This window comes from Leifsonia naganoensis (assembly GCF_013410615.1).
Lineage (GTDB): Bacteria > Actinomycetota > Actinomycetes > Actinomycetales > Microbacteriaceae > Leifsonia > Leifsonia aquatica.
The window spans coordinates 3,244,863-3,266,512 of record NZ_JACCHJ010000001.1 but is presented as its reverse complement, the minus strand read 5'-3'; the positions used below and the strand labels follow the sequence as shown (position 1 = coordinate 3,266,512).

General features: G+C 70.6%; 23 protein-coding genes and 1 pseudogene. 15 read left to right on the top strand and 9 right to left on the bottom strand.

The annotated features are described in order from the left end of the window. Entirely contained in the window at positions 1-582 is a 582-nt protein-coding gene (locus HNR14_RS15745) for an exonuclease domain-containing protein (RefSeq protein WP_179701784.1), read from the top strand. Positions 583-790: 208 nt separating this feature from the next. Beyond that, positions 791-2,215, top strand: coding sequence for a DNA recombination protein RmuC (locus HNR14_RS15740; RefSeq protein ID WP_179701783.1), 1,425 nt, complete (start codon positions 791-793; stop codon positions 2,213-2,215). Positions 2,216-2,303: 88 nt separating this feature from the next. On the opposite strand, the gene glpX is transcribed toward HNR14_RS15740, so the two are convergent. Continuing rightward, positions 2,304-3,305, bottom strand: coding sequence for a class II fructose-bisphosphatase (gene glpX / locus HNR14_RS15735; protein ID WP_021765779.1), 1,002 nt, complete (start codon positions 3,303-3,305; stop codon positions 2,304-2,306). A 203-nt stretch (positions 3,306-3,508) separates the two neighbouring features. Here glpX and fbaA point away from each other — a divergent pair, with 203 nt between their 5' ends. Then, complete coding sequence (gene fbaA / locus HNR14_RS15730) at positions 3,509-4,537, top strand: class II fructose-bisphosphate aldolase (RefSeq protein ID WP_179701782.1); 1,029 nt, start codon at positions 3,509-3,511, stop codon at positions 4,535-4,537. A gap of 64 nt (positions 4,538-4,601) precedes the next feature. Beyond that, entirely contained in the window at positions 4,602-5,258 is a 657-nt protein-coding gene (locus tag HNR14_RS15725; protein WP_179701781.1) for a DUF6264 family protein, read from the top strand. Positions 5,259-5,283: 25 nt separating this feature from the next. Here the strand turns inward: HNR14_RS15725 and HNR14_RS15720 are convergent, their stop codons facing one another. After that, entirely contained in the window at positions 5,284-6,153 is an 870-nt protein-coding gene (locus tag HNR14_RS15720; protein ID WP_179701780.1) for an SDR family oxidoreductase, read from the bottom strand. 94 nt (positions 6,154-6,247) lie between these two features. Between HNR14_RS15720 and HNR14_RS20970 the strand changes: the two are divergent. The 3 genes and pseudogenes from HNR14_RS20970 to HNR14_RS15705 all read left to right on the top strand — a co-directional run. Beyond that, positions 6,248-6,622 (top strand): annotated as a pseudogene (locus HNR14_RS20970) (winged helix-turn-helix transcriptional regulator); the annotation flags it as partial. A 9-nt stretch (positions 6,623-6,631) separates the two neighbouring features. Further along, complete coding sequence (locus HNR14_RS15710) at positions 6,632-7,480, top strand: PP2C family protein-serine/threonine phosphatase (protein ID WP_343064565.1); 849 nt, start codon at positions 6,632-6,634, stop codon at positions 7,478-7,480. Then, complete coding sequence (locus HNR14_RS15705; protein ID WP_179701779.1) at positions 7,477-8,595, top strand: acyltransferase family protein; 1,119 nt, start codon at positions 7,477-7,479, stop codon at positions 8,593-8,595. The genes HNR14_RS15710 and HNR14_RS15705 overlap by 4 nt, the downstream gene beginning before the upstream one ends. Positions 8,596-8,604: 9 nt before the next feature. Here the strand turns inward: HNR14_RS15705 and HNR14_RS15700 are convergent, their stop codons facing one another. Beyond that, the gene (locus tag HNR14_RS15700) at positions 8,605-9,645 is read right to left on the bottom strand and encodes a 4-hydroxy-3-methylbut-2-enyl diphosphate reductase (RefSeq protein ID WP_179702700.1); all 1,041 of its coding nucleotides are present in this window, start codon (positions 9,643-9,645) and stop codon (positions 8,605-8,607) included. A 78-nt stretch (positions 9,646-9,723) separates the two neighbouring features. On the opposite strand from HNR14_RS15700, the gene xseA reads away from it, so the two are divergent. The 5 genes from xseA to HNR14_RS15675 are packed head-to-tail and all read left to right on the top strand — an operon-like array spanning position 9,724 to position 14,041. Further along, positions 9,724-11,013, top strand: a complete 1,290-nt coding sequence (gene xseA, locus HNR14_RS15695) for an exodeoxyribonuclease VII large subunit (protein ID WP_343064512.1) — start codon at positions 9,724-9,726, stop codon at positions 11,011-11,013. A gap of 10 nt (positions 11,014-11,023) precedes the next feature. After that, positions 11,024-11,275 (top strand): exodeoxyribonuclease VII small subunit, encoded by a 252-nt coding sequence (locus HNR14_RS15690; protein ID WP_039922461.1) that lies wholly within the window; start codon positions 11,024-11,026, stop codon positions 11,273-11,275. Further along, complete coding sequence (locus tag HNR14_RS15685) at positions 11,272-11,928, top strand: DUF4245 domain-containing protein (protein ID WP_179701777.1); 657 nt, start codon at positions 11,272-11,274, stop codon at positions 11,926-11,928. The genes HNR14_RS15690 and HNR14_RS15685 overlap by 4 nt, the downstream gene beginning before the upstream one ends. Next, positions 11,929-12,597 carry a carbonic anhydrase gene (locus tag HNR14_RS15680; protein WP_179701776.1) on the top strand — a complete coding sequence of 223 codons (669 nt, stop codon included), beginning with the start codon at positions 11,929-11,931 and terminating at the stop codon, positions 12,595-12,597. A 37-nt stretch (positions 12,598-12,634) separates the two neighbouring features. Continuing rightward, the gene (locus tag HNR14_RS15675; RefSeq protein ID WP_039922465.1) at positions 12,635-14,041 is read left to right on the top strand and encodes a class II fumarate hydratase; all 1,407 of its coding nucleotides are present in this window, start codon (positions 12,635-12,637) and stop codon (positions 14,039-14,041) included. Between the two features lie 103 nt (positions 14,042-14,144). Here HNR14_RS15675 and HNR14_RS15670 read toward each other — a convergent pair whose 3' ends face one another. The 4 genes from HNR14_RS15670 to HNR14_RS15655 form a co-directional block, all read right to left on the bottom strand. Then, on the bottom strand, positions 14,145-14,708 hold the full coding sequence (locus HNR14_RS15670; RefSeq protein ID WP_179701775.1) for a prepilin peptidase: 564 nt from the start codon (positions 14,706-14,708) through the stop codon (positions 14,145-14,147). 102 nt (positions 14,709-14,810) lie between these two features. Then, entirely contained in the window at positions 14,811-16,154 is a 1,344-nt protein-coding gene (gene phoH2 / locus HNR14_RS15665) for an RNA 5'-3' helicase PhoH2 (RefSeq protein ID WP_343064511.1), read from the bottom strand. A 229-nt stretch (positions 16,155-16,383) separates the two neighbouring features. Next, a complete protein-coding gene (locus HNR14_RS15660) occupies positions 16,384-17,499 on the bottom strand; it encodes an aminotransferase class V-fold PLP-dependent enzyme (protein WP_179701774.1) in 1,116 nt (371 codons plus the stop codon). 313 nt (positions 17,500-17,812) lie between these two features. After that, on the bottom strand, positions 17,813-18,607 hold the full coding sequence (locus HNR14_RS15655; RefSeq protein ID WP_021763333.1) for an isoprenyl transferase: 795 nt from the start codon (positions 18,605-18,607) through the stop codon (positions 17,813-17,815). 201 nt (positions 18,608-18,808) lie between these two features. On the opposite strand from HNR14_RS15655, the gene trhA reads away from it, so the two are divergent. Next, positions 18,809-19,498 carry a PAQR family membrane homeostasis protein TrhA gene (gene trhA / locus HNR14_RS15650; RefSeq protein WP_246311909.1) on the top strand — a complete coding sequence of 230 codons (690 nt, stop codon included), beginning with the start codon at positions 18,809-18,811 and terminating at the stop codon, positions 19,496-19,498. 35 nt (positions 19,499-19,533) lie between these two features. Here the strand turns inward: trhA and HNR14_RS15645 are convergent, their stop codons facing one another. Next, on the bottom strand, positions 19,534-19,809 hold the full coding sequence (locus HNR14_RS15645; protein WP_179701772.1) for a hypothetical protein: 276 nt from the start codon (positions 19,807-19,809) through the stop codon (positions 19,534-19,536). Positions 19,810-19,944: 135 nt separating this feature from the next. Here HNR14_RS15645 and HNR14_RS15640 point away from each other — a divergent pair, with 135 nt between their 5' ends. Beyond that, positions 19,945-20,340 carry a DUF4307 domain-containing protein gene (locus tag HNR14_RS15640; protein WP_248616264.1) on the top strand — a complete coding sequence of 132 codons (396 nt, stop codon included), beginning with the start codon at positions 19,945-19,947 and terminating at the stop codon, positions 20,338-20,340. Positions 20,341-20,448: 108 nt separating this feature from the next. Next, entirely contained in the window at positions 20,449-20,940 is a 492-nt protein-coding gene (gene greA, locus HNR14_RS15635) for a transcription elongation factor GreA (RefSeq protein WP_179701771.1), read from the top strand. A 65-nt stretch (positions 20,941-21,005) separates the two neighbouring features. On the opposite strand, the gene HNR14_RS15630 is transcribed toward greA, so the two are convergent. Beyond that, positions 21,006-21,605 carry a TetR/AcrR family transcriptional regulator gene (locus HNR14_RS15630; protein ID WP_246311583.1) on the bottom strand — a complete coding sequence of 200 codons (600 nt, stop codon included), beginning with the start codon at positions 21,603-21,605 and terminating at the stop codon, positions 21,006-21,008. Positions 21,606-21,650 lie beyond the last annotated feature (45 nt).

Sequence of the window (21,650 nt, the reverse complement as noted above, 5' to 3'; positions counted from 1 at the left end):
GTGACACTGGACTTCACCGCCATCGACTTCGAGACCGCGAATTCCTCCGCGGCATCCGCCTGCTCCGTCGGGCTGGTGAAGGTCAGGGACGGCAGGGTCGTCGACCGCGTCGGCTGGCTCATCCAGCCGCCGTTCGGGCACGACCACTTCCAGGAGTGGAACGTCCGCATCCACGGCATCCAGCCCGAAGACGTCATCGGGGCTGCGGGATGGGTGGACCAACTCGCCGACCTCGTCGAGTTCGCGGAGGACGACCACCTCGTCGCCCACAACGCCGGCTTCGACATGGGCGTCATCCGGGCCGCGTGCGCCGCGACCGCCGTCGCCTGCCCCGAGTACCGCTACCTGTGCAGCCTGCAGGTCGCCCGCCGCACCTACTCCCTCGACTCGTACCGCCTGCCGGTCGCGGCGATGGCCGCCGGCTTCGAGGACTTCGCCCACCACGACGCCCTCGCCGACGCCGAGGCGTGCACCGCCATCGTCATCCATGCGGCGAAGCGGCACGAGGCCGCCACGATCGACGACCTCTCCGCCCTCACCGGCGCCCGGGTCGGCCGGATCGGGATGGTCGCCGCGGCCTGATCGCGCCGCGCCGCGCGTCGCCTCCCGGCACGTCATTCCCCGGCACGTCGCCAACGGAGGAGATCCGCCCGCCTCGCGCCCGCGTCTCCTCCCGAACCTGCGCTCACCCGGCGCGCCGCACCGCGTCTCCTCCGGTAGCCGCCGGCCGTTAGCCGCGCCCGCCGCGCGGGAGCGCCCCAGTGTCGGACGCCCCTGTCACACTGGCGGCATGGACATCCTCGCCCTGCTCCTCGGTCTCCTCCTGGGCCTCGTCGTCGGCGCCGTCGGTGCCGGCTTCGCCGTCGCGAAGCTGCTGCGCGACCGTGCGGCGAACACCGCCCCGGCCGCCCCCGCCGTCGACCCGGCGGTGATCGAGGCGCAGCACACCACGGCCCTCGCGGAGCTGCGCGCGGCCGAGCAGGCCGTCCAGGCGGAGATCCGCGCCGACCTGGCGGGCGCGCAGTCGCGCGTCGACGCTTTGGAGGAGCAGCTGCGCACGGCGCAGGAGCTGCAACGCGAGACGGTCGAGCGCCACCGCGCCGAAGCGCAGGCGCAGGTCGAGCGCGAGCGCGCCGAGAGCAAGGTCCTGCAGGCGCTTGCACCGGTGCGCGAGAGCCTCACCGACATGCAGCGCAAGGTCGTCGCGCTCGAGTCGCAGCGCAGCGAGCAGCACGGCCAGCTGACGCAGCAGCTGCGCACGGCGGCGGAGTCGGAGGAGCGGCTGCGCAGCACCGCGGAGGCCCTCGCCTCGGCGCTCCGCTCCAACAGCACCCGCGGCGTGTGGGGCGAGACCCAGCTGCGCAGCGTCGTGGAGGCCGCCGGTCTGCTGGAGCGCGTCGACTTCGACGTGCAGTCGAGCATCCACTCGGAGTCCGGCGCCGGTCGCCCAGACATGATCGTCCGCCTCCCCGGCGGCAAGAACATCGCGCTCGACGCGAAGGTGCCGTTCAACGCGTACCTCGAGGCGAGCCAGATCCCGGCGACGGCGACCGGTGCGGAGGGCGCGCAGCGTCAGGCGCTGATGAAGCAGCACGTGAAGGCCGTTCGCGACCACATCACGGCGCTCGGCAGCAAGGCGTACTGGACCGGCCTCGAGTCCTCCCCCGAGCTCGTCATCGCGTTCATCCCGAGCGAGTCCCTGGTCTCGTCGGCGCTGGAGGCCGACCCGTCGATCATGGAGTTCGCGTTCGGCAAGCGCGTCGCCCTCGCCTCCCCCGTCACCCTGTGGTCGGTACTCAAGACGGTCGCGTTCAGCTGGCAGCAGGATGTGCTGACCCAGGAGGCGAAGCAGCTCTTCGACCTCAGCCGCACCCTTTACAGCCGGCTCGCCACCACCGCGACCCACATCGAGAAGCTCGGCCGGTCGATCGAGCGCACCGTCAAGGACTACAACGGCTTCGTCGGCTCGTTCGAGCGCCAGGTCTTCCCGGCCGCCCGCAAGCTGGGCGCCCTCGACGAGTCCAAGGTCATCGGCGTGATCGAGGGCATCGAGGAGTCTCCCCGCGAGCTCACCGCCTTCGAGCTGACCACCGAGCTGGAACTCGATCTCGAGCCGCGCGACATGCACGGCATCGACAAGCTCGCGATCGACGAGCAGGAGCGCGCACACGCGCAGGAGCGCGACGCGGAGGACGCGGAGTCCGGCGCCGCCTGATGCGGCCCTCCCCCGATACATTCGTGCCGAATGTCGGCTTTGGCACCACCAGAGTCGACATTCGGCACGAATGCGCGAGGGAAGCCTCCTACAGCTGCTCCGGCTCCAGCCACTTCTCGGCGAGGTGGTCGGCGATGACGCGGCGGATGGTGCCCGACTTCGACCGCAGCACGATCGACTCGGTGCGGATGATCGGTCCCTTGCGGCGCACACCCTCGACGAGGCCGCCATCGGTCACGCCGGTCGCGACGAAGAACGTGTTGTCGCCCTGCACGAGGTCGTCGGCGCCGTAGATCCGGTCCACGTCGAGGCCCGCGGCGATGCCGCCGGCCCGCTCGGCGTCGTCCTTCGGGGCGAGCTTGCCCTGCATGAACCCGCCGAGCGCCTTGACGGCAGCGGCGGTGATGACGCCCTCGGGGCTTCCGCCGACACCCACACACATGTCGATGCGCGACTCGTAGCGCGCCGCGTTGATGCCACCGGCCACATCGCCGTCGAACAACAGCCGCGTCCCCGCACCGGCGGCGCGGATCTCCTCGATCAGCTCCGCGTGACGGGGCCGGTCCAGCACGGCCACGCGGATCTCGCCGACCGGCTTGCCCTTGGCCTTCGCCAGCTCCCGGATGTTGTCCCCGATCGACTGCGACAGGTCCACGACCCCGGCGCCCTCCGGCCCGGTGACGATCTTCGACATGTAGAAGATGCTCGACGCGTCGAGCATGGTGCCGCGGTCCGACACCGCGATCACGGAGAGCGCGTTCTGGCGCCCCGCGGCGGTCAGCGACGTGCCGTCGATCGGGTCGACCGCGATGTCGCAGGCGGGCCCGCGGCCGTTGCCGACGTGCTCGCCGTTGAACAGCATGGGGGCGTTGTCCTTCTCGCCCTCGCCGATGACGATCAGGCCGTCGAAGTTGACCGTGCCGAGGAACTTGCGCATCGCGTCCACCGCCGCACCGTCGGCGAGGTTCTTCTCGCCCCGGCCGATCCACGGCGTCGCGCGGATCGCTGCCGCCTCCGTCGCTCTCACCAGTTCCATCGCCAGGTTCCGGTCAGGATGCAGAAACAGGGATGCGGTGTCGGTGCTGGTCATGATGGGTCCTCCCGGACGGAATCGAACGACATTGTCTAGGCCGCCCGCGGCGACGCTGCAAGTGTATCCACGCCGTGCGCGGACGCGGCAGGATGCGCACGAACGTTCACCTCCGATGCGCGATCGCACGACCCCACGGCCGGGCGCGGGGCGTCGTCGGTATGATGAGACCCGTTCGACACCCTGATTCCCAAGGAGCTGCAATGCCCATCGCCACGCCGGACCAGTATGCAGAGATGCTCGACAAAGCGAAGGCCGGCGGGTTCGCCTATCCCGCGTTCAACGTGTCGTCGTCGTCGACGATCAACGCGGTGCTCCAGGGCCTCACCGAGGCCGGCAGCGACGGCATCATCCAGGTGACCACGGGCGGTGCCGACTACTTCGCCGGCCAGACCGTGAAGGCCCGCGCGACCGGCGCGCTCGCGTTCGCGAAGTTCGCGACCGAGGTCGCCAAGAACTACCCGATCACCGTCGCCCTGCACACCGACCACTGCCCGAAGAACGCGCTCGACGACTTCGTGCTGCCGCTCATCGCCGCCTCCGAGGAGGAGGTCCGTGCGGGCCGCAACCCCATCTTCCAGTCCCACATGTGGGACGGCTCGGCCGTGCCGCTGGACGAGAACCTCGAGATCGCTCAGGAGATGATCAAGCGCACGAAGGCCATCAACGCCATCCTCGAGGTCGAGATCGGCGTCGTCGGCGGCGAGGAGGACGGCGTTCAGCACGAAGGCTCCAACGAGGCCCTCTACACGACCCTCGCGGACGTGGAGAAGGCCGTCGAGGCACTCGGCCTCGGCGAGAACGGCCGCTACATGGCCGCACTCACCTTCGGCAACGTGCACGGCGTCTACAAGCCGGGCAACGTCAAGCTGCGCCCGGAGCTCCTCAAGGAGATCCAGGACGGCCTCGCCGCGAAGTACGGCACCGGCCCGAAGCCCCTCGACCTCGTCTTCCACGGCGGCTCGGGCTCGACCGACGAGGAGATCGCCGAGGCGGTCCGCAACGGTGTCATCAAGATGAACATCGACACGGACACGCAGTACGCGTACACCCGCGCGATCGCCGGCTACATGCTGTCGAACTACGACGGCGTGCTGAAGGTCGACGGCGAGGTCGGCAACAAGAAGCTGTACGACCCGCGCGCGTGGGGCAAGGTCGCGGAGACCGCGATGGCCGCTCGCGTCATCGAGGCCACGCAGCAGCTCGGCTCGGCCGGACACTCCGGCAAGTAATCCCCCCGGCGGCGGTCGGCTTCGGCCGGCCGCCGCTTCGCGTATCCCGAAGGAGGCGGCCTGCATGGCCGACGAAGACCCGAAGCCGGACGAGCGGCCACGGCCGCAGTACGGCGAGCTGGCCCCGCCCGGGTGGGTGTGGAAGCCGCCGGAGGACGTCGACCGGCTCGACACGGCCCGCTCGAATCCCACCGTCGACGACGAGGCGTCGCAGCCGTCGGCCCCGGACTCCACGCGCGCGCCGTACCGTCAGGCCCCTCCGCCCACGACGTCCCCGTATCCCGGTGCCGCACCGGACGCGGCGCACGGTCGGCCTCCGGCGCCGCGGTGGAATCTCACCCTCACGATCCTGCTGATCGCGTTCGGCTTCTTCGGGATGTCGTACTCGGTGGCCATCCTGCAGGCCTTCCCGACCTCGATGCAGCTGCTGCACTCGAGTCAGGGACTCGGTGACTTCACGCCCGCTGCGGCCGTCGGGACGCTGATCACCGTGGGCACCGTGACGATGACCGGCCTGTGGGCCCTCTCGACCGGGCTCGCCGTCTGGCAGCTCGTCCGGCGGAGGATGGCGTTCTGGATCCCGCTCACCGCCGGGGTGGTCGCGCTGGTGGTCCTGTTCGTGTTCCTCGCCATCATCCTGTCGACCGATCCCACGCTGATCGACTTCTACAGCGGCGTGATGCCGGCGTCGCCGGTGCCCACGGCACCGGCGACGCCCTGAGCCCCCGACGATCCGGGGGCGACGGTCAGGCCGCCGCCTCCTCGCGTGCCTCGGCGAGGCCCTGCGCCAGCGGCGTCGTGGGCCGGCCGATGAGCTCGGCGAGGGTGGTCGTCGCGTCGGCGAGCTCGCCGTCGCGGATGTTGCCGTCGAGCGCCACGACGAACCCGGCCGTGCCCTCGTCCAGCCCGGCGCCGGTGAGGATGCTCGTGTGCTCGTCCGGCGTGACGGACCGGTAGACGACCTCCCGGCCGGCCAGTGCGCCGACGGCGGTGGCGAGCTCGTCGAACGTCCAGGCGACATCGCCGCTCAGCTCGTAGATCGCGCCCTCGTGGCCGTCGGTCGTGAGCACGACGGCGGCAGCCTCCGCGTAGTCCTTGCGGGAGGCGCTGGCCACGCGTCCCTCACCGGCGCTGCCGACGATCTCGCCGGTCGCGGCAGCCTGGTCGACCAGCCCGCTGTAGTTCTCGGTGTACCAGTTGTTGCGCAGGATGGTGACCGGCAGCGAGGAGGCGGCCAGCAGCTCCTCGGTCGCCTTGTGCTCCGGCGCGAGGACGAGCGCGCCGTCGGTCGCGTGCGGCGCACTGGTGTAGACGAGACGGCCGACTCCGGCGGCCTCAGCGGCCTCGATGGCGTTGCGGTGCTGCTGCACGCGCTTGCCGACCTCCGAGCCGGAGACGAGCAGCACCGCGTCCGCACCCGCGAAGGCGGCGGTCAGCGTCTCGGGCTTCTCGAAGTCGATGACGGCGGTCTCGACGCCCTGCGCGGCCAGCGGTGCGAGCCGTTCGGCGGAGCGGCCGACCGCCCGGATGTCGGAGGCGGCGACGCCGCGGGCGAGGAGGGAGTCGACGGTGAGGCGGCCGAGGTGGCCAGTGGCGCCGGTGACGACGATGGTCATGGAGGGTTTCCTTTCGATCGGACATCGAGGAGAACCCATCCACTCGCCCGATACTTCCCGATCGGAGGTACCCACCTTTTGGTAAGTTACTGACGTGGACACCAGTCTCGCGTCATTGAACGAGTTCGGCTTCACCGACGGAGTGCTCCCGTCGGCGTGCCCGAGCCGGATCGTGCTGAATCACGTCACGAGCACCTGGGGCGTGCTCGTGCTCGTCGCCCTCTCCCAGAGCGATCTGCGCTGGGGAGAGCTGCGACGTACCGTCCAGGGGATCAGCGAGAAGATGCTCGCGCAGACCCTCCGCACCCTCGAAGCCGACGGCTTCGTGCTGCGCACGGCGCAGCCCACCGTGCCACCGCGCGTCGACTACAGCCTCACGCCGCGCGGGCGCGAGCTGACCACGCACCTGCTGCCGCTGATGGAGTGGATCGCCGGCAACGCCGACGACATCCTCTCCGGCGAACCGGCCGCCCCACCCGTGCCGCTCGGGTTCTCGACGGGGCAGGCGTCCACGCGCGGCGATTTCCGCGACGGCAACGAGGACTCGCTGTACGCCTCCGCGTGGTCCGCCTTCGTCGCCGACGGGGTCGGTGGGCATGCAGCCGGCGAGATCGCGTCGGCGACGGTCGCGATCCGGCTCGCATCGATGCTGGATGCGACGGGCGGGCGCGTCCCGACCGAGGAGCGCCTCCGCGAGCTGATCGCGATCGCGAACGCCGATCTCGCGCTCCGCGTGCGGCTCGATCCGGCGCTGGCCGGCATGGCGACGACGCTCGCAGGCCTCTTCGCCGACGGCGCCCGGATCTTGGTGGCGCACACGGGCGACTCGCGCGCCTACCGGCTGCGGTCGGGGCGGATGGAGCAGCTGACCCGCGACGACTCCCTGGTCGCCGATCTCGTCGCCTCCGGCGCGATCGCCGAGGCCGACGTGCCCATCCATCCGCTGCGCTCCATCGTGACCCACGTCCTCGGCGGCGACGCGGACGATGCCGCCGCCCTCCACGTGGTCGCCGAGCCGGCCCGGCGAGGCGACCGCTGGTTGCTCGCGAGCGATGGCCTGACCGACTACGTCGCGCGCGAGATCATCGCCGACGCCCTCGCCTCCGGCACTCCGCAGGAGGCGGCGGACGCCCTGCTGACGATCGCCCGCGCTCACGAAGCGCGCGACAACGTGTCGGTCGTCGTCGCGGACGTCGTCGAGTATCCCGAAGCCCCGGCCTACGCCCCGGTGTTCGGTGGCTCCGCTGCCGACGACCCGGCGTCCTCCCGATACCTGGACGGCGACAGCCCGCGCGCTCGAGACCGGCCTGGTAGATTTCCCGGGTGAACCAGCCGCCCCACGAGCTCGACGCGATCGCGACGGGAGATGACGTCGCCGCTGCCCGCACCCGCTCGGTCGGGCTCGACGTCCTGCGGACGACGGCCATTCTCGGCGTCGTGGCGATCCACGTGTTCGGCAACATCGTCGGCAACCCTGCGATCCGCGGATCCGGAACGTGGTGGGCGGCGACCGTCATCGACGTGGCCAACGTGTGGGTCGTGCCCGTGTTCGTGATGGTGAGCGGCGCGCTCGTCCTGTCGTCGCGCGCTCACGTCGACGGGCCGGCTGCGTTCTATCGCAAGCGGCTGCTCCGGCTCGGCCCCGCCTTCGTCTTCTGGCAGGTGTTCTACTTCGTCGTCGTGCGGATGCTGATGTCGCACCAGCACTTCACTCTCGTCGAGACGGCGGGGCTCGTCTTCGACGCGAAGACGTACACGCATCTCTACTTCCTCTGGCTGATCGTCGGCCTCTACGCTGTGGCGCCCGTACTTGCCGCCTTCCTCCACGGCGGCGGGCCGCGGCGTGCCGTGATCTTCGCCTCGTGCACCCTCGGGCTGACCGTCGTCGTGGTCGGTCTCTCCGGTCTCGCGACCATGCACGGCGATCCCCACCCGATCGTGCTGAACGCCCTGACCCAATGGGTGCCGTATGTCGGCTACTTCCTCGCCGGCTGGGCACTCCGGAATGTCACCCTCCGGGCCGGCTGGACGATCGCGGCCGCCCTCGCCACCGCGGCCCTGCTGGCCATGACGATCTGGCAGTACAACGGAGTCGCGGTGCCCGGCTGGCTGAACGCGGTGTCGCCCCCCGGCTACTACTCGGCGATCGTCGCCGCCGCGTCCGTCGGCGTCTTCGTCGTCGTGAACAGCCTGTGCGCGCACGTGCGCACGCGGCCGGTCCAGCGACGCGGGATGCTGACCACGCTCTCGGACGCCGCGTTCGGCGTCTACCTCGTGCACTTCTTCATCCTGGTGCTCGCCGAGCTGGTGGTCCCGGGACTCCTCCCCCGGCTTCAGACCACGCTGTGGGTCGCCATCGCGGTGTGGGCCGGCGTCTGCGTTCTGTCGTTCGCGATCAGCATCGGTGCCCGGCGCGTGCCGGTCCTGCGCAGACTGTTCTGAACGCTGCCGTCAGCGCCCGCGCCCGCCGATCGCCCGGGCATCCTGCTTGCCGGTGATGTCCTTGCGGAGCTCCTTCGGCAGGGAGAACATGAGGTCCTCCTCGGCCGTCTTGATCTCCTCGACGTCGCGGTAGCCGGCGCCGGAGAGGTCGTCGAGGACCTCCTGCACCAGCACCTCGGGCACGGACGCGCCGCTCGTGACGCCGATGCTCGCGACGCCGTCGAGCCACTCCTGCTTGATCTCGCTGGCGTAGTCGACGCGGTAGGCGGCCTTCGCGCCGTACTCGAGCGCGACCTCCACGAGGCGCACCGAGTTGGAGGAGTTGGCGGAGCCGACCACGATCACGAGCTCGGCCTGCTCGGCGACCTTCTTGATCGCGACCTGGCGGTTCTGGGTGGCGTAGCAGATGTCGTCGCTGGGCGGGTCCTGGAGGTTCGGGAAGCGCTCGCGCAGGCGGCGCACCGTCTCCATCGTCTCGTCCACCGAGAGGGTGGTCTGCGAGAGCCACACGACCTTGTCCGGGTCCTTGACGACGATGCGGTCGACGTCCTCCGGGCCGTTGACGAGGGTCACGTGCTCGGGGGCCTCGCCCGCGGTGCCCTCGACCTCCTCGTGGCCCTCGTGGCCGATGAGCAGGATCTCGAAGTCGTCGCGCGCGAACCGCACGGCCTCACGGTGCACCTTGGTGACCAGCGGGCAGGTCGCGTCGATCGCGTGCAGGCCGCGGTCGGAGGCGGCGTTGACGACCGCCGGCGAGACGCCGTGCGCCGAGAAGACGACGTGGGAGCCCGTGGGCACCTCGTCGACCTCGTCGACGAAGATCGCGCCCTGCTTCTCGAGCTCGGACACGACGTGCACGTTGTGCACGATCTGCTTGCGCACGTAGACGGGCGAACCGTAGTGCTCGATCGCCTTCTCGACGGCGACCACCGCACGGTCCACGCCGGCGCAGTAGCCGCGGGGAGCCGCCAGCAGCACACGTTTGCGTCCGGCGACCGGGATATCCTGAAGCCGGCCGCGCGCACCGGGGGTCCGCGGGATCCGGGGCATCGGCAGGCTGATAGTCGCGTCGCTCACCCCTCGATCCTACGGGTGAGCGCTGAGGAACGGATGGGAGGCTCCCGAACGGTGACGGAGACCACGAACGCGCCCACGTTCACGCCCGGGCCGCCGACGCTGGACGCGCCCTGGCCCGTCTCGGTGCTGGCGGGCAAGATCAAGGGCTGGATCGATCGGCTGGGCACGGCCTGGGTCGAAGGAGAGATCACCCAGTGGGGCGTCTCCGGCGGCAACGTCTACGGCAAGCTCAAGGACCTCGAGGGCGACGCCACGATCAGCTTCACGATCTGGTCGTCGGTGAAGGCGCGCATCCCGGCCGACCTCAAGCAGGGCGATCGCGTCATCGCGGCGGTCAAGCCGAACTACTGGGTCAAGGGCGGGACCCTGACCATGCAGGTCTCCGACATGCGCCACGTCGGCATCGGCGACCTCCTCGAGCGTCTCGAGCGCCTGCGTCAGCAGCTGACGGCGGAAGGGCTGTTCGCGCCCGAGCGCAAGAAGCGCCTCCCGTTCCTCCCCCACACCATCGGGCTGGTCACCGGCCGGGACTCCGACGCCGAGAAGGACGTGCTCCGCAACGCGCAGCTGCGCTGGCCGCAGGTGCGCTTCCGCACCGTCTACGCGGCTGTGCAGGGCGAGCGCACGGTCCCGGAGGTCGTCGGCGCCATCCGGACGCTGGATGCCGACCCGGAGGTGGAGGTCATCATCGTCGCGCGCGGCGGCGGCGACTTCCAGAACCTGCTCGGCTTCAGCGACGAGGCCCTCGTGCGCGCCGCGGCGGCCGCGACGACCCCGCTCGTGAGCGCGATCGGGCACGAGGCCGACCGCCCGCTCCTCGACGAGGTCGCCGATCTCCGCGCCTCCACCCCGACGGATGCGGCGAAGCGGGTCGTGCCGGACGTCGCCGAGGAACTCGCCCGCGTGCACCAGGCCCGCGCGCGCATCGGCGCCCGCCTCACGCACATGATCCGCAACGAGGTCGACCGGATCGGCCACCTGCGCAGCCGCCCGGCCCTGGCCTCCTCGGCCTGGATCGTGGACTCGCGCGCCCAGGAGCTCACCCGTTACGTGGCGCGCGGCGTCGAGCTGGTCGAGCGCGGGGTCGAACGCGAGACCGCGCGGATCGGCGAGCTGCGCGGCCACCTGCGCGCCCTCTCCCCGCAGGCGACCCTCGACCGCGGTTACGCGATCGTGCAGAACGGCGAGGGGCACGTCGTCTCGGATCCGGCCCAGGCAGCGCCGGGAAGTGCGCTGCGGGTGACTGTCTCGGGCGGCGCGTTCGCCGCGACGGCCGGCGAGGAGCTCCCCTCCCCGGCTCGGTCCGACGCGGACTCAGCGGGCACTCGGCCGGGCAAATAGAATGGATGCCATGCCGACCTCCCAGACCACCTCCGGCGTGGACCCCCTCAGCGATCTCAGCTACGAGGAGGCGCGTGACGAGCTGGTCCGCGTCGTCACGGAACTCGAGCAGGGATCCGCGACGCTCGAGGAGTCGATCGCGCTCTGGGAGCGCGGTGAGGCGCTGGCCCGGCACTGCGAGGAGTGGCTGATCGGAGCGAAGGCCCGCCTGGACGCGGCGCGCGCCGGGTCCGCCGCAGCGGGAGCCGCTGACAGCGAATGAGCCCCCGAGAGAAGCCGCCGGCGGTCGTCGCCGAGCTCGGCCGTCCCGAGACCCCCGAGGAGACCGCCGCCCGCAAGGCGCAGAACTCCGCGAACCACCGCAACCGGCAGACGATCAACAACCTCGTCTACTCGCTGATCGCGACGGTCGCGCTCGTGATCGTGATCGTGCTGGTCGTGCCGCGCGGCAATCCCACCGCCACGCAGCCTCCCGTCGACTACGCGAGCGTCGCCCAGGAGGCTCAGGGCAGCCAGGCGGATCGCCTCCTCGTGCCCAAGCTCCCCGCCGACTGGAAGTCGAACAGCGCCGAGCTGCGCACCAAGACCGCCGACGGCGTCGACTCCTGGTACATCGGGCTGATCACGCCGAAGGGCGAGTACATCGGCATCACCCAGGGCTTCGACGCCAACGACAGCTGGGTGGCCGACCAGGTGAACAAGTCCCGCATCGCCGGCACGCGCGACATCGATGGCGTCACCTGGGATGTCTACGACAACCGGAAGTCCTCGTCCGACGTCAGCGACGTCGAGTACGGGCTCACCACGAACGCCGGTCACAGTTCCATCGTCGTCGTCGGGACCGCCGACGACGCCGAGTTCCGCACCGTGGCCGCGTCGCTGGCCGACCAGATCACCGCATTGAAAGGCGAATAGATGCCCACGACCCGTCCCGGACGTATCTGGAACGCCATGCTCGAGGGCAACGAGCGCTTCATCGCCGGCGCCCCGCAGCATCCCCGCCAGGATGTCGAGCGCCGCGAGTCCCTCTCGACCGGCCAGACGCCGGTCGCCGCGATCTTCGGCTGCGCCGACTCCCGCCTCGCCGCCGAGATCATCTTCGACATGGGCCTCGGCGACGCCTTCGTCGTGCGCAATGCCGGCCAGGTGGCGTCGGAGTCGGTCATCGGCTCGCTGGAGTACGCCGTCGCCGTGCTGAAGGTGCCGCTGATCCTCGTGCTCGGCCACGACTCGTGCGGCGCGGTCGCGTCGGCCATCGCCTCCCAGGAGCCGGACGCCGAGCCCCTCCCCCCACACATCGCCAACCTGATCGCGCCGATCGTCCCCGCGGTCCACCGGGTCTCCGGCACCCGCGACGACGAGCCCGTGGCGCCCGGCGCCGCCGACCCGATGGAGGTGGGCCGCGAGCACCTGCGCGACACGGTCGCCGAGCTTCTCGCCCGCTCCGAGATCATCAGTACCGCCGTGGCCGAGAACGTCCTCGCCATCGTCGGGGCGAACTACCGTCTTCAGGAAGGTCGGGTCGTCCCCGACATCGTCGTCGGCATGACCGATCCGGTCGCCGAACAGCAGCCCGAGCGCTGACCGCAGCGTCTTCGGCATCAGAAAGGAAGAACACACCGTGGTGGACACCCAGGCGGACGCCGAGTACCGCATCGAGCACGACACGATGGGCGAGGTCCGCGTTCCCGCGGCCGCGCTCTACAGCGCGCAGACGCAGCGAGCCGTCGAGAACTTCCCCATCTCGGGATCGGTGCTCGAGCCGACCCAGATCGCGGCGCTGGCCCGCATCAAGAAGTCCGCGGCCCTCGCCAACGCGCGCCTCGGCGTCCTCGACCAGGAGATCGCCGACGCCATCGCCGCCGCGGCCGACGAGGTCGTGAGCGGAGCGCACGACGCCGAGTTCCCGATCGACGTCTACCAGACCGGGTCGGGCACCTCGTCGAACATGAACATGAACGAGGTCCTGGCGACGCTCGCGTCGCGTCGCCTGGGCAAGCCGGTGCACCCGAACGACCACGTCAACGCGTCGCAGTCGTCGAACGACGTCTTCCCGACCTCGGTGCACATCGCCGTCACCGGCGCGCTCATCGACGACCTCATCCCCGCGCTCGACCACCTTTCTGTCGCGCTGGAGGAGAAGGCCCAGACATGGGCCACCGCGGTCAAGTCGGGTCGCACCCACCTCATGGACGCCACCCCCGTGACCCTCGGCCAGGAGTTCGGCGGCTACGCCGCTCAGATCCGTTACGGCATCGAGCGCGTGCGGTCGGCTCTCCCCCGCGTCGCGGAGGTCCCGCTCGGCGGGACGGCCGTCGGCACCGGCATCAACACGCCGCTCGGCTTCCCGCAGCTGGTCATCGAGCTGCTCACCGCCGAGACCGAGCTGCCGATCACCGAGGCGCGCGACCACTTCGAGGCCCAGGCCAACCGCGACGCGCTGGTGGAGGCGTCCGGCGCCCTGCGCACCATCGCCGTCAGCCTGACCAAGATCTGCAACGACCTGCGCTGGATGGGCTCGGGTCCGAACACCGGTCTCGGCGAGATCCACATCCCCGACCTGCAGCCCGGCTCGTCGATCATGCCCGGCAAGGTCAACCCGGTCATCCCGGAGGCCGTGCTCATGGTCGCCAGCCGGGTCGTCGGCAACGACGCCACTATCGCGTGGAGCGGCGCGTCGGGTCTCTTCGAGCTGAACGTCGCCATCCCGGTGATGGGCACCGCACTGCTCGAGTCGATCCGTCTGCTGACGCAGGCGAGCCGCGTGCTCGCCGACAAGACCGTCGCCGGTCTCGAGGCCAACCTCGACCGCGCCCGCGCGTTCGCCGAGTCGAGCCCGTCCATCGTCACGCCGCTGAACCGCGTGATCGGCTATGAGGCCGCCGCCAAGGTCGCCAAGCACTCGGTCGCCCAGGGCATCACGGTGCGTGAGGCCGTGATCGACCTCGGCTTCGTCGACCGCGGCGAGGTCACGCTGGAGCAGCTGGACACCGCCCTCGACGTGCTCAGCATGACCCACCCGGGCTGAGCCCGCACCGCACCAACCAGTGGTCGCAACACGCCGCGCCCGGCATCTCCGGCGCGGCGTGTTGCGACGACCAGATCGCCCGCTGGGCTCCCGCTACTGCCCCCTACTGCGCCGCGACCACCACCATCCAGAACGCCCCCAGCATCGCCGGCCCGAAGGCGACCTCCGGCCGGTCACTCCCCAGGCTCCCGCGCCGTACCACCCACTCGATCACGACGTGCAGCGCCGCCGCGAGGAACACCGCCGCCACCCACAGCAGCACCGGCACCGCCGCCCCCAGCGCAATCGCGAGCAGCCCGGCGAGCTTCGCATCCCCCATCCCGAGCCCGCCGCTCCACACCAGCAGCAGGAACAGCCCGAGCACGCCCGTTCCCCCGGCGAGCACGACCGTCACCGACGCCAGCGTGTCGTGCGCAGGCGAGCCACGCGCCAGCGCCTCCCACACGAGGCCGACCGCGGCGAACGCGTATCCCGGAAGCACCAGCGCGTTCGGCAACCGCCGCTCGCGCACATCCGTGACGACCAGCGGCACCGTCACGACGGCCAGATAGATCGCGCCGACCGCGGCCGGACCGGCGCCCCGCACTCCCCACAGCGCGAGGGCCGGCCCGGCCACGGTCACGGTCACGATCCGGATCAGGACCCGGATCCCTGTGTTTCCCCCCATGCCTCCACGCTAGGAGACTGCCTCTCAGGCGGGAGAAACCCACAGGACATCCGGGAATCCGACGGCCATCCACACGCCGTCACGCGCGGCGTGCGCATCCCGTCACGCGAGCTCGTTGGCCTCCAGCATCTCCGTCACGAGCGCGGCGATGGCCGACCGCTCGGAGCGGGTCAGGGTCACGTGGGCGAACAGCGGGTGCCCCTTCAGCGTCTCGATCACCGAGGCGACGCCGTCGTGGCGGCCCACCCGCAGGTTGTCGCGCTGTGCGACGTCGTGCGTGAGGACGACCCGCGAGTTCTGGCCGACGCGGCTGAGGACGGTGAGCAGCACGTTGCGCTCCAGCGACTGCGCCTCGTCGACGATCACGAACGCGTCGTGCAGCGAGCGGCCGCGGATGTGCGTGAGCGGGAGCACCTCCAGGATGCCGCGGTCCAGCACCTCGTCGAGCACGTTCTGCGACACCAACGCGCCGAGCGTGTCGAAGACCGCCTGGCCCCAGGGGTTCATCTTCTCCCCCTGATCGCCCGGCAGGTACCCGAGTTCCTGGCCGCCGACCGCGTACAGCGGCCGGAACACCATGATCTTCTTGTGCTGCTGCCGTTCGAGCACCGCCTCCAGGCCGGCGCACAGGGCGAGGGCCGACTTGCCGGTGCCCGCGCGGCCGCCGAGCGAGAGGATGCCGATCTCCGGGTCGAGCAGCAGGTCGATCGCGAGCCGCTGCTCCGCCGAGCGGCCGTGCAGCCCGAACACGTCGCGATCGCCGCGGACGAGCTTGACCTCGCCCTTCGCGACCACGCGGCCGAGAGCCGAGCCACGGTCCGAGTGGATGACGAGGCCGGTGTTGACGGGGAGGGCGTCGACGAGCGGGGTGCGCATCCCCTCCTCCTCGTAGAGGTCGCTCATCTGGTCGCTGCCCAGCGAGATCTCCGCGAGCCCGGTCCAGCCGGAGTCGACGACCTGCTCGTGCCGGTACTCCTCGGCGGCGAGGCCGACCGAGGCGGCCTTGACGCGCAGAGGGAGGTCTTTGGAGACGACGGTGACATCGAGGCCGTCGTTCGCCAGGTTGAGGGCGACGGCGAGGATGCGGGAGTCGTTGTCGCCGAGCTGCAGCCCGCTCGGGAGGACCGCCATGCTGGAGTGGTTCAGCTCCACCCGCAGCGAGCCGCCTTCGCCGATCGGGATCGGGAAGTCGAGCCGTTCGTGCTCCACCCGCAGGTCGTCCAGGTTGCGCAGCGCCTGCCGTGCGAAGTACCCGAGTTCCGGGTCGTTCCGCTTGCCCTCCAGCTCGCTGACGACGACCACCGGGATGACGACGGAATGCTCCGCGAACCGGTGGATCGCCTTGGGATCCGACAGGAGGACCGAGGTGTCGAGCACGTACGTGCGCTCGGCCTGCTTCGTTCCGTCGGGTGCCGCCTCGAACTGCCGGGTCTTTGATTCAGCCACGACCACTCCCACCCCGCCGCCCCCGCGAGGGCTGCGGATCAACTTGGCGAGTCGGCCGCTGGGTTCCGAAACGAACTTATGTGGCCGTCTCGACCGGGCGCCATGCCCGATGCCTTGAAACTACGCCGCACCTCCGACACGAAACGCCGCGGCACCCGCGTGTCGTGTTTCCATCAGGTGAACATTCGCCCCCAGTTGTGGAGGCTGGACGCGCGCCGGTGCGCGCGCGTCAGATCGCCGAGGCGTACGAGGTGAGGGCCGCCCGCAGCATCCCGAGCGTCTCCTCGGTGGTCCCGGCGTGCACGCTGAACCGCACCGAGGCCTGCCGGACCGACGCACTCACCCCGTGGTTGAACAGGGAGGCGCTGAGCGCGGTCAGCGTCTCCGGCGGCTCGACGACGACGATGCCGGCGCGCTCCGCGGGGTTGCGCGGGGAGGTCACCGGGAGCGCGAACTCGTCGGCCAGGTCGATGACCCGCTCCACGCCGTCGGCGATGGCGTCGTTGATCGCGGGCACGCCCGTCGCGGCGATCTCCTCGAGGGAGGCCGCGAAACGCGCCTGCGCGATGGAATCGGGGTTGGAGATCGAGAAGGCCTTGGCGGCGTGGGCGGGCTCGACGACCTCGTCCCACGTGAGCCCCTCCGCCGTTCCGGTCCAGCCGCTGAAGACGGGGGTCAGGTGGTCGATCGCCCGCTCGCTGAGCGCGAGGAAGCCGGTCCCCCATCCCGCGCGGGCCCATTTCTGGCCGCCGGACAGGACGACGTCGGCGACCTCGTACGGCGCATCCACGATGCCGAAGCCCTGAATGGCGTCGACGATCAGCAGCCGGTCGCCGATGACCTGGCGGATGCCGTCGATGTCGGTCAGGTAGCCGGTGCGCGAGTCCACGAGGCTCACCATCACCGCGCTCGTCGCGGGCGTGATCTGCTCGCGGATCTGCGCGGGCGTGACCCGGCCGTGGTCGGTCTCGAGCCAGGTCGGCGTGATGACGCGCATCGCCTGCGCGGCGCGTACCGCGGCGTAGGTGACCGAGGGGAACTCGCCCCGGGAGAGCAGCACCTCGCCGCCCGTGAGACCGAAGGCGGCGTGCATCAGGCCGAGCGACGCGTTCGGCTGGAACGCGATCCGGTCGGCGGGGAAGTCGGTGAGGGCCGAGACGGCGTCGCGGACACGGGCGTCCTCCAGCTGCAGCCGGTCGACGGTCCCGTAGCGCGCCCGGCCCAGGATCTCGTACTGGGCGGAGGCCTCCGTCCGCACCGCCTGCGAGACCGGGCCGACCCGGCCATAGTCCAGGTATCCCGGCTCCTCGCCGAACCCGCGTGCGAACTCTTCGACAGTCGTCATCCGAACCTCCCGTACGATTCTGCCGGTCGGCGGAGCCCCCGGCGAGCCCGGCGGCGGCGCGCCGTCGGCCACGCGGCGAAGCGAGCGGAGGACATCTGGACCTGGTACCCGCCGATCTCCTCCCTTACCCGTCCTGTCGGGGCACGACATAGAGGACCTCCTCCTTTCACCACACGGCGACCGGCCTGTCGGCAACGGAGGAGTTCGGGCGGGGTGCTCGGCGTGTCGGCAGGGAACGGAGGGGATTCATGCCCGGGACGCACGGAACTCCTCCGCTAGCGGTACGGGCTCGCGGGGACCGGAGTGCGCCCGCTCAGCCGCCGAAGCGACGCTGGCGGCGGGAGTAGTCGCGCACCGCGCGCAGGAAGTCGACCTCGCGCAGGTCCGGCCCGAGGGCCTCCACGAAGTAGAACTCCGAGTGCGCGCTCTGCCAGAGCATGAAGTCACTCAGCCGCTGCTCTCCCGAGGTGCGGATGACGAGGTCGGGATCGGGCTGGCCGCCGGTGTAGAGGTGCTCGCCGATCATGTCCGGGGTCAGGAGGTCGGCCAGCGTCTCGAGGCTGCCCCCGTCGGCGTGGTGCGCGGCGACGATGCTGCGCATCGCGTCGGTGATCTCCTTGCGGCCCCCGTAGCCGACGGCGAGGTTGATGTGCATGCCCGTGTTGCCTGCCGTGCGCTGCTCGGCGGCGGCGAGCGCGGCGACGAGCGGCTCCGGGAGGCCGGCGGGCGAGCCGACGTGCTGCACGCGCCAGTCGCGGTAGCGGGAGAGGTCGTCGGCGAGTTCGGCGATGATCTCGATCAGGTCGGAGAGCTCGGTGCTCTCGCGGTTGGTGAGGTTGTCGCTCGACAGCAGGTAGAGGGTGGCGACCGAGACGCCGAGGTCGTCGCACCACTCGAGGAACTCGCGCATCTTCGCGGCTCCCGCGCGGTGGCCGTGGGCCACGGTGGTGAGCCCGGCCTGGCGCGCCCAGCGCCGGTTGCCGTCGATGATCATGGCGACGTGCTTCGGAAGGGCCTGCTCCCCCAGTCCCGCCAGCTCGCGGCGCAGCCGCTTCTGGTAGAGCCCGTAGAGCAGCCCGCTCCCCGGGGCGGTACTGCGTTTGCTCACGGGGATACGTTAGCGCCCCGCACCGGGTGCGACTCTCAGCATCCCGGCACCGGATTCCCCTACGCTTGGGCCATGTCGCCCCGCAACCGCCACGAACCCGAGGACGTCGCCGAGCTGCTGCACGAGCCTGCCTCGTCGCTCGATGCGTCCGACGCGGCCGTTCAAGCGGACGACGCCACCGCGCGCGAGCAGGGACCGGACCTGCCGAACATCCCGCTGCTGGATGCCTCCCCGGCCAATCCGGCCGAGATCAAGCCGACCTGGCGCGGCTGGATCCACGCCGGCACCTTCCCGTTCACCATCGCCGCGGGCATCGTGCTCATCTGCCTCGCGCAGGGGGCACCGGCCAAGTGGGCGTCGGCCGTCTTCGTGCTCACGTCGATGCTGCTCTTCGGCAACTCGGCCCTGTACCACCGCTTCAATTGGAAGCCGCGCACCAAGGTCGTGCTGAAGCGCATCGACCACGCCAACATCTTCCTGCTGATCGCGGGCACCTACACGCCGCTCGCGGTGCTGGCGCTCCCGCCGTCGAAGGGCGTCCTGCTGCTCTGCATCGTCTGGGGCGGCGCGCTGCTCGGCATCGGCTTCCGGGTGTTCTGGATCAGCGCCCCACGGTGGCTGTACGTGCCGATCTACCTGCTGCTGGGCTGGGCGGCGATGATGTACATCGTCGACCTGGTGGAGGCCAACGTCGCGATGATGGTGCTGGTGCTCGTCGGCGGCGTGTTCTACACGATCGGCGCCGTCATCTACGGAGTGAAGCGGCCGAACCCGTTCCCCGGGAAGTTCGGCTTCCACGAGATCTTCCACACGCTGACCGTGCTGGCGTTCCTCTGCCACTGGACGGCGACGCTGCTCATCGCCCTGCACCCGGCCTACAACGTCGGCTGAGCGGGCGCTGCTGAGCGGGCGTCGGCTGAGCGGGGCTACGCCCGGTCGTCGTCCTCAGCTCCCGGCGCGGCGTCCTGCTGCCCGGCCTGCTCGGCGTCGAGCTTCTCCGCGATCTCCGCGCGGTAGCGCACGCGGCGGATGCGGCGCACCATGTCGATCACCAGGAGCACGACGGCGACCGCGACGAGGAAGGTGACGACGAACCCGACGACGCCCGGGGTGATCTGGTCCTCACTCGGACCGCTCGACGGAGTCGGGGTCGGTGTCGCGGCCAGCCAGACGGAGGCGCGCAGGAGGGCGTCGGCGATCATCGTTCGGGGATCTCTTCTCTCGAGTCGGGAGGAAGCCGCGATTCTCAGCTTCGTCTCCTAGTCTTGACTCAGCCTACCGCCGCCCCGACGGCAGGCCTGAACGTGTACCGAGAGGCGGAACCGGCGAGCATGGCCGTGACGGAGACCATCGATCGCCGCTACGGGCGTACGCCGCAGCGCAAGCGCCGGGACCGCTGGTTGCTCATCGGCGGCGCGGTCGCCGTCCTCGCGGTCGTCGTCGCCTGGGTCTTCTGGGCGGGCTGGGACAACAACCAGTCCGATCTGGAGGCCACCGACACCGCGTACACCATCCCCGACGCGCATCACGTGGACATCAGCTTCACGATCAACGCACCGAAGGGCACGCCCGTGACGTGCGCCATCCAGGCGCTCAACGAAGACTTCGCGATCGTCGGCTGGCGCATCGTCAGCTACCCCGGCTCCGACCTCCGCATCACCCAGCACACGGAGACGATCCGCACCATCCAGCAGAGCAACACAGGTTTGATTAACACCTGCTGGCTGACCTAGCATTCTGTGGATACGCCCCGACCGAGGTCGGGGCGTCTACTTTACCCACCGGCCCCGGCCGGACGATCTGCCCACGCGGCCATCGCCGCGGGCGCAAAGGAGCTCACCATGGCCCAGGAGACCCCGGTCACCTTTCTGACCCAGGACGCCTACGACCGCCTCGCGGCGGAACTCGAGGAGCTCAGCATCAACGGCCGCAACGAGATCGCGAAGCGCATCGAGGCGGCCCGCGAGGAGGGCGACCTCAAGGAGAACGGCGGCTACCACGCCGCGAAGGACGAGCAGGGCAAGATCGAGGCCCGCATCGTGCAGCTGACCAACCTCCTGCGCTCCGCCACCGTCGGCCACGCGCCCGAGAGCCACGGCGTCGTGGAGCCGGGAACGGTCGTGACCGCGACCATCGCGGGCGACGAGAGCGTCTTCCTCATCGGCAACCGCGAGATCGCGGCCGGCAGCGAGCTGCCCGTCTACAGCGAGCAGAGCCCGCTCGGCGCGGCCATCCTCGGCCTCAACATCGGTGAGAAGACGGAGTACACGGCTCCCAACGGCCGTCAGATCGCCGTGGAGATCACCAAGGTCGAGACCTACGCCGGACAGTAACGGCGTCGCAGCGTCACGACGGGCCCGCGAGAGATCGCGGGCCCGCCGTCGTTGTCACCGGGGTCTCAGAGTGCAGCCTGCAGCCGCGCTCGCGGCGGCAGCGGCCGATGCGCGTCCGAGGCGCGGAACGCGTCGATGGCGAGGGCGGCGAAGCGACGGGCAGCGGCCGTGCGGCCCTCGACCGGAGTGGTCGACAGGGCCCGCCCGGTGAGCAGCACCAGCACGAGATCGTCGATCACGAAGTCGGGCCGCAGGCCTCCCGACGCCTGTGCACGCGCCGCGAGATCGGAGAGCATCTGGAGCAGAGCGGTGCGGTGGACAGTGAAGCTCTGGTCCGACGGGCTCGCGGAGAGGAACGCCTCCACGAAGCCGTGGTTGCGCCCGTTGAGCACGCTGATGCTCTCGATGACGGTGCAGAAGCCGCGCCACGGATCGGGATCGGCGCAGCCGTCGATCACGATCCCCCGGCATGCGCGGAGCTCTTCCGCGAACGCCTCGTCGACCAGGATCTGCTTGGTCGGGAACCGCCGGTAGAGGGTGGCCGGCCCGACGCCGGCGTGCCGGGCGACCTCCCGCATCGTGACGTCGATGCCGCGCTCGGCGAAGAGCCGGCGGGCCGCCTCCAGCACCCGGTCGCGGTTGTCCTGGGCATCGGCGCGGAGCATCTGAGGCAATCGTCCCGTCCTCGTTCTCACTTCGGGTAAGTGGAC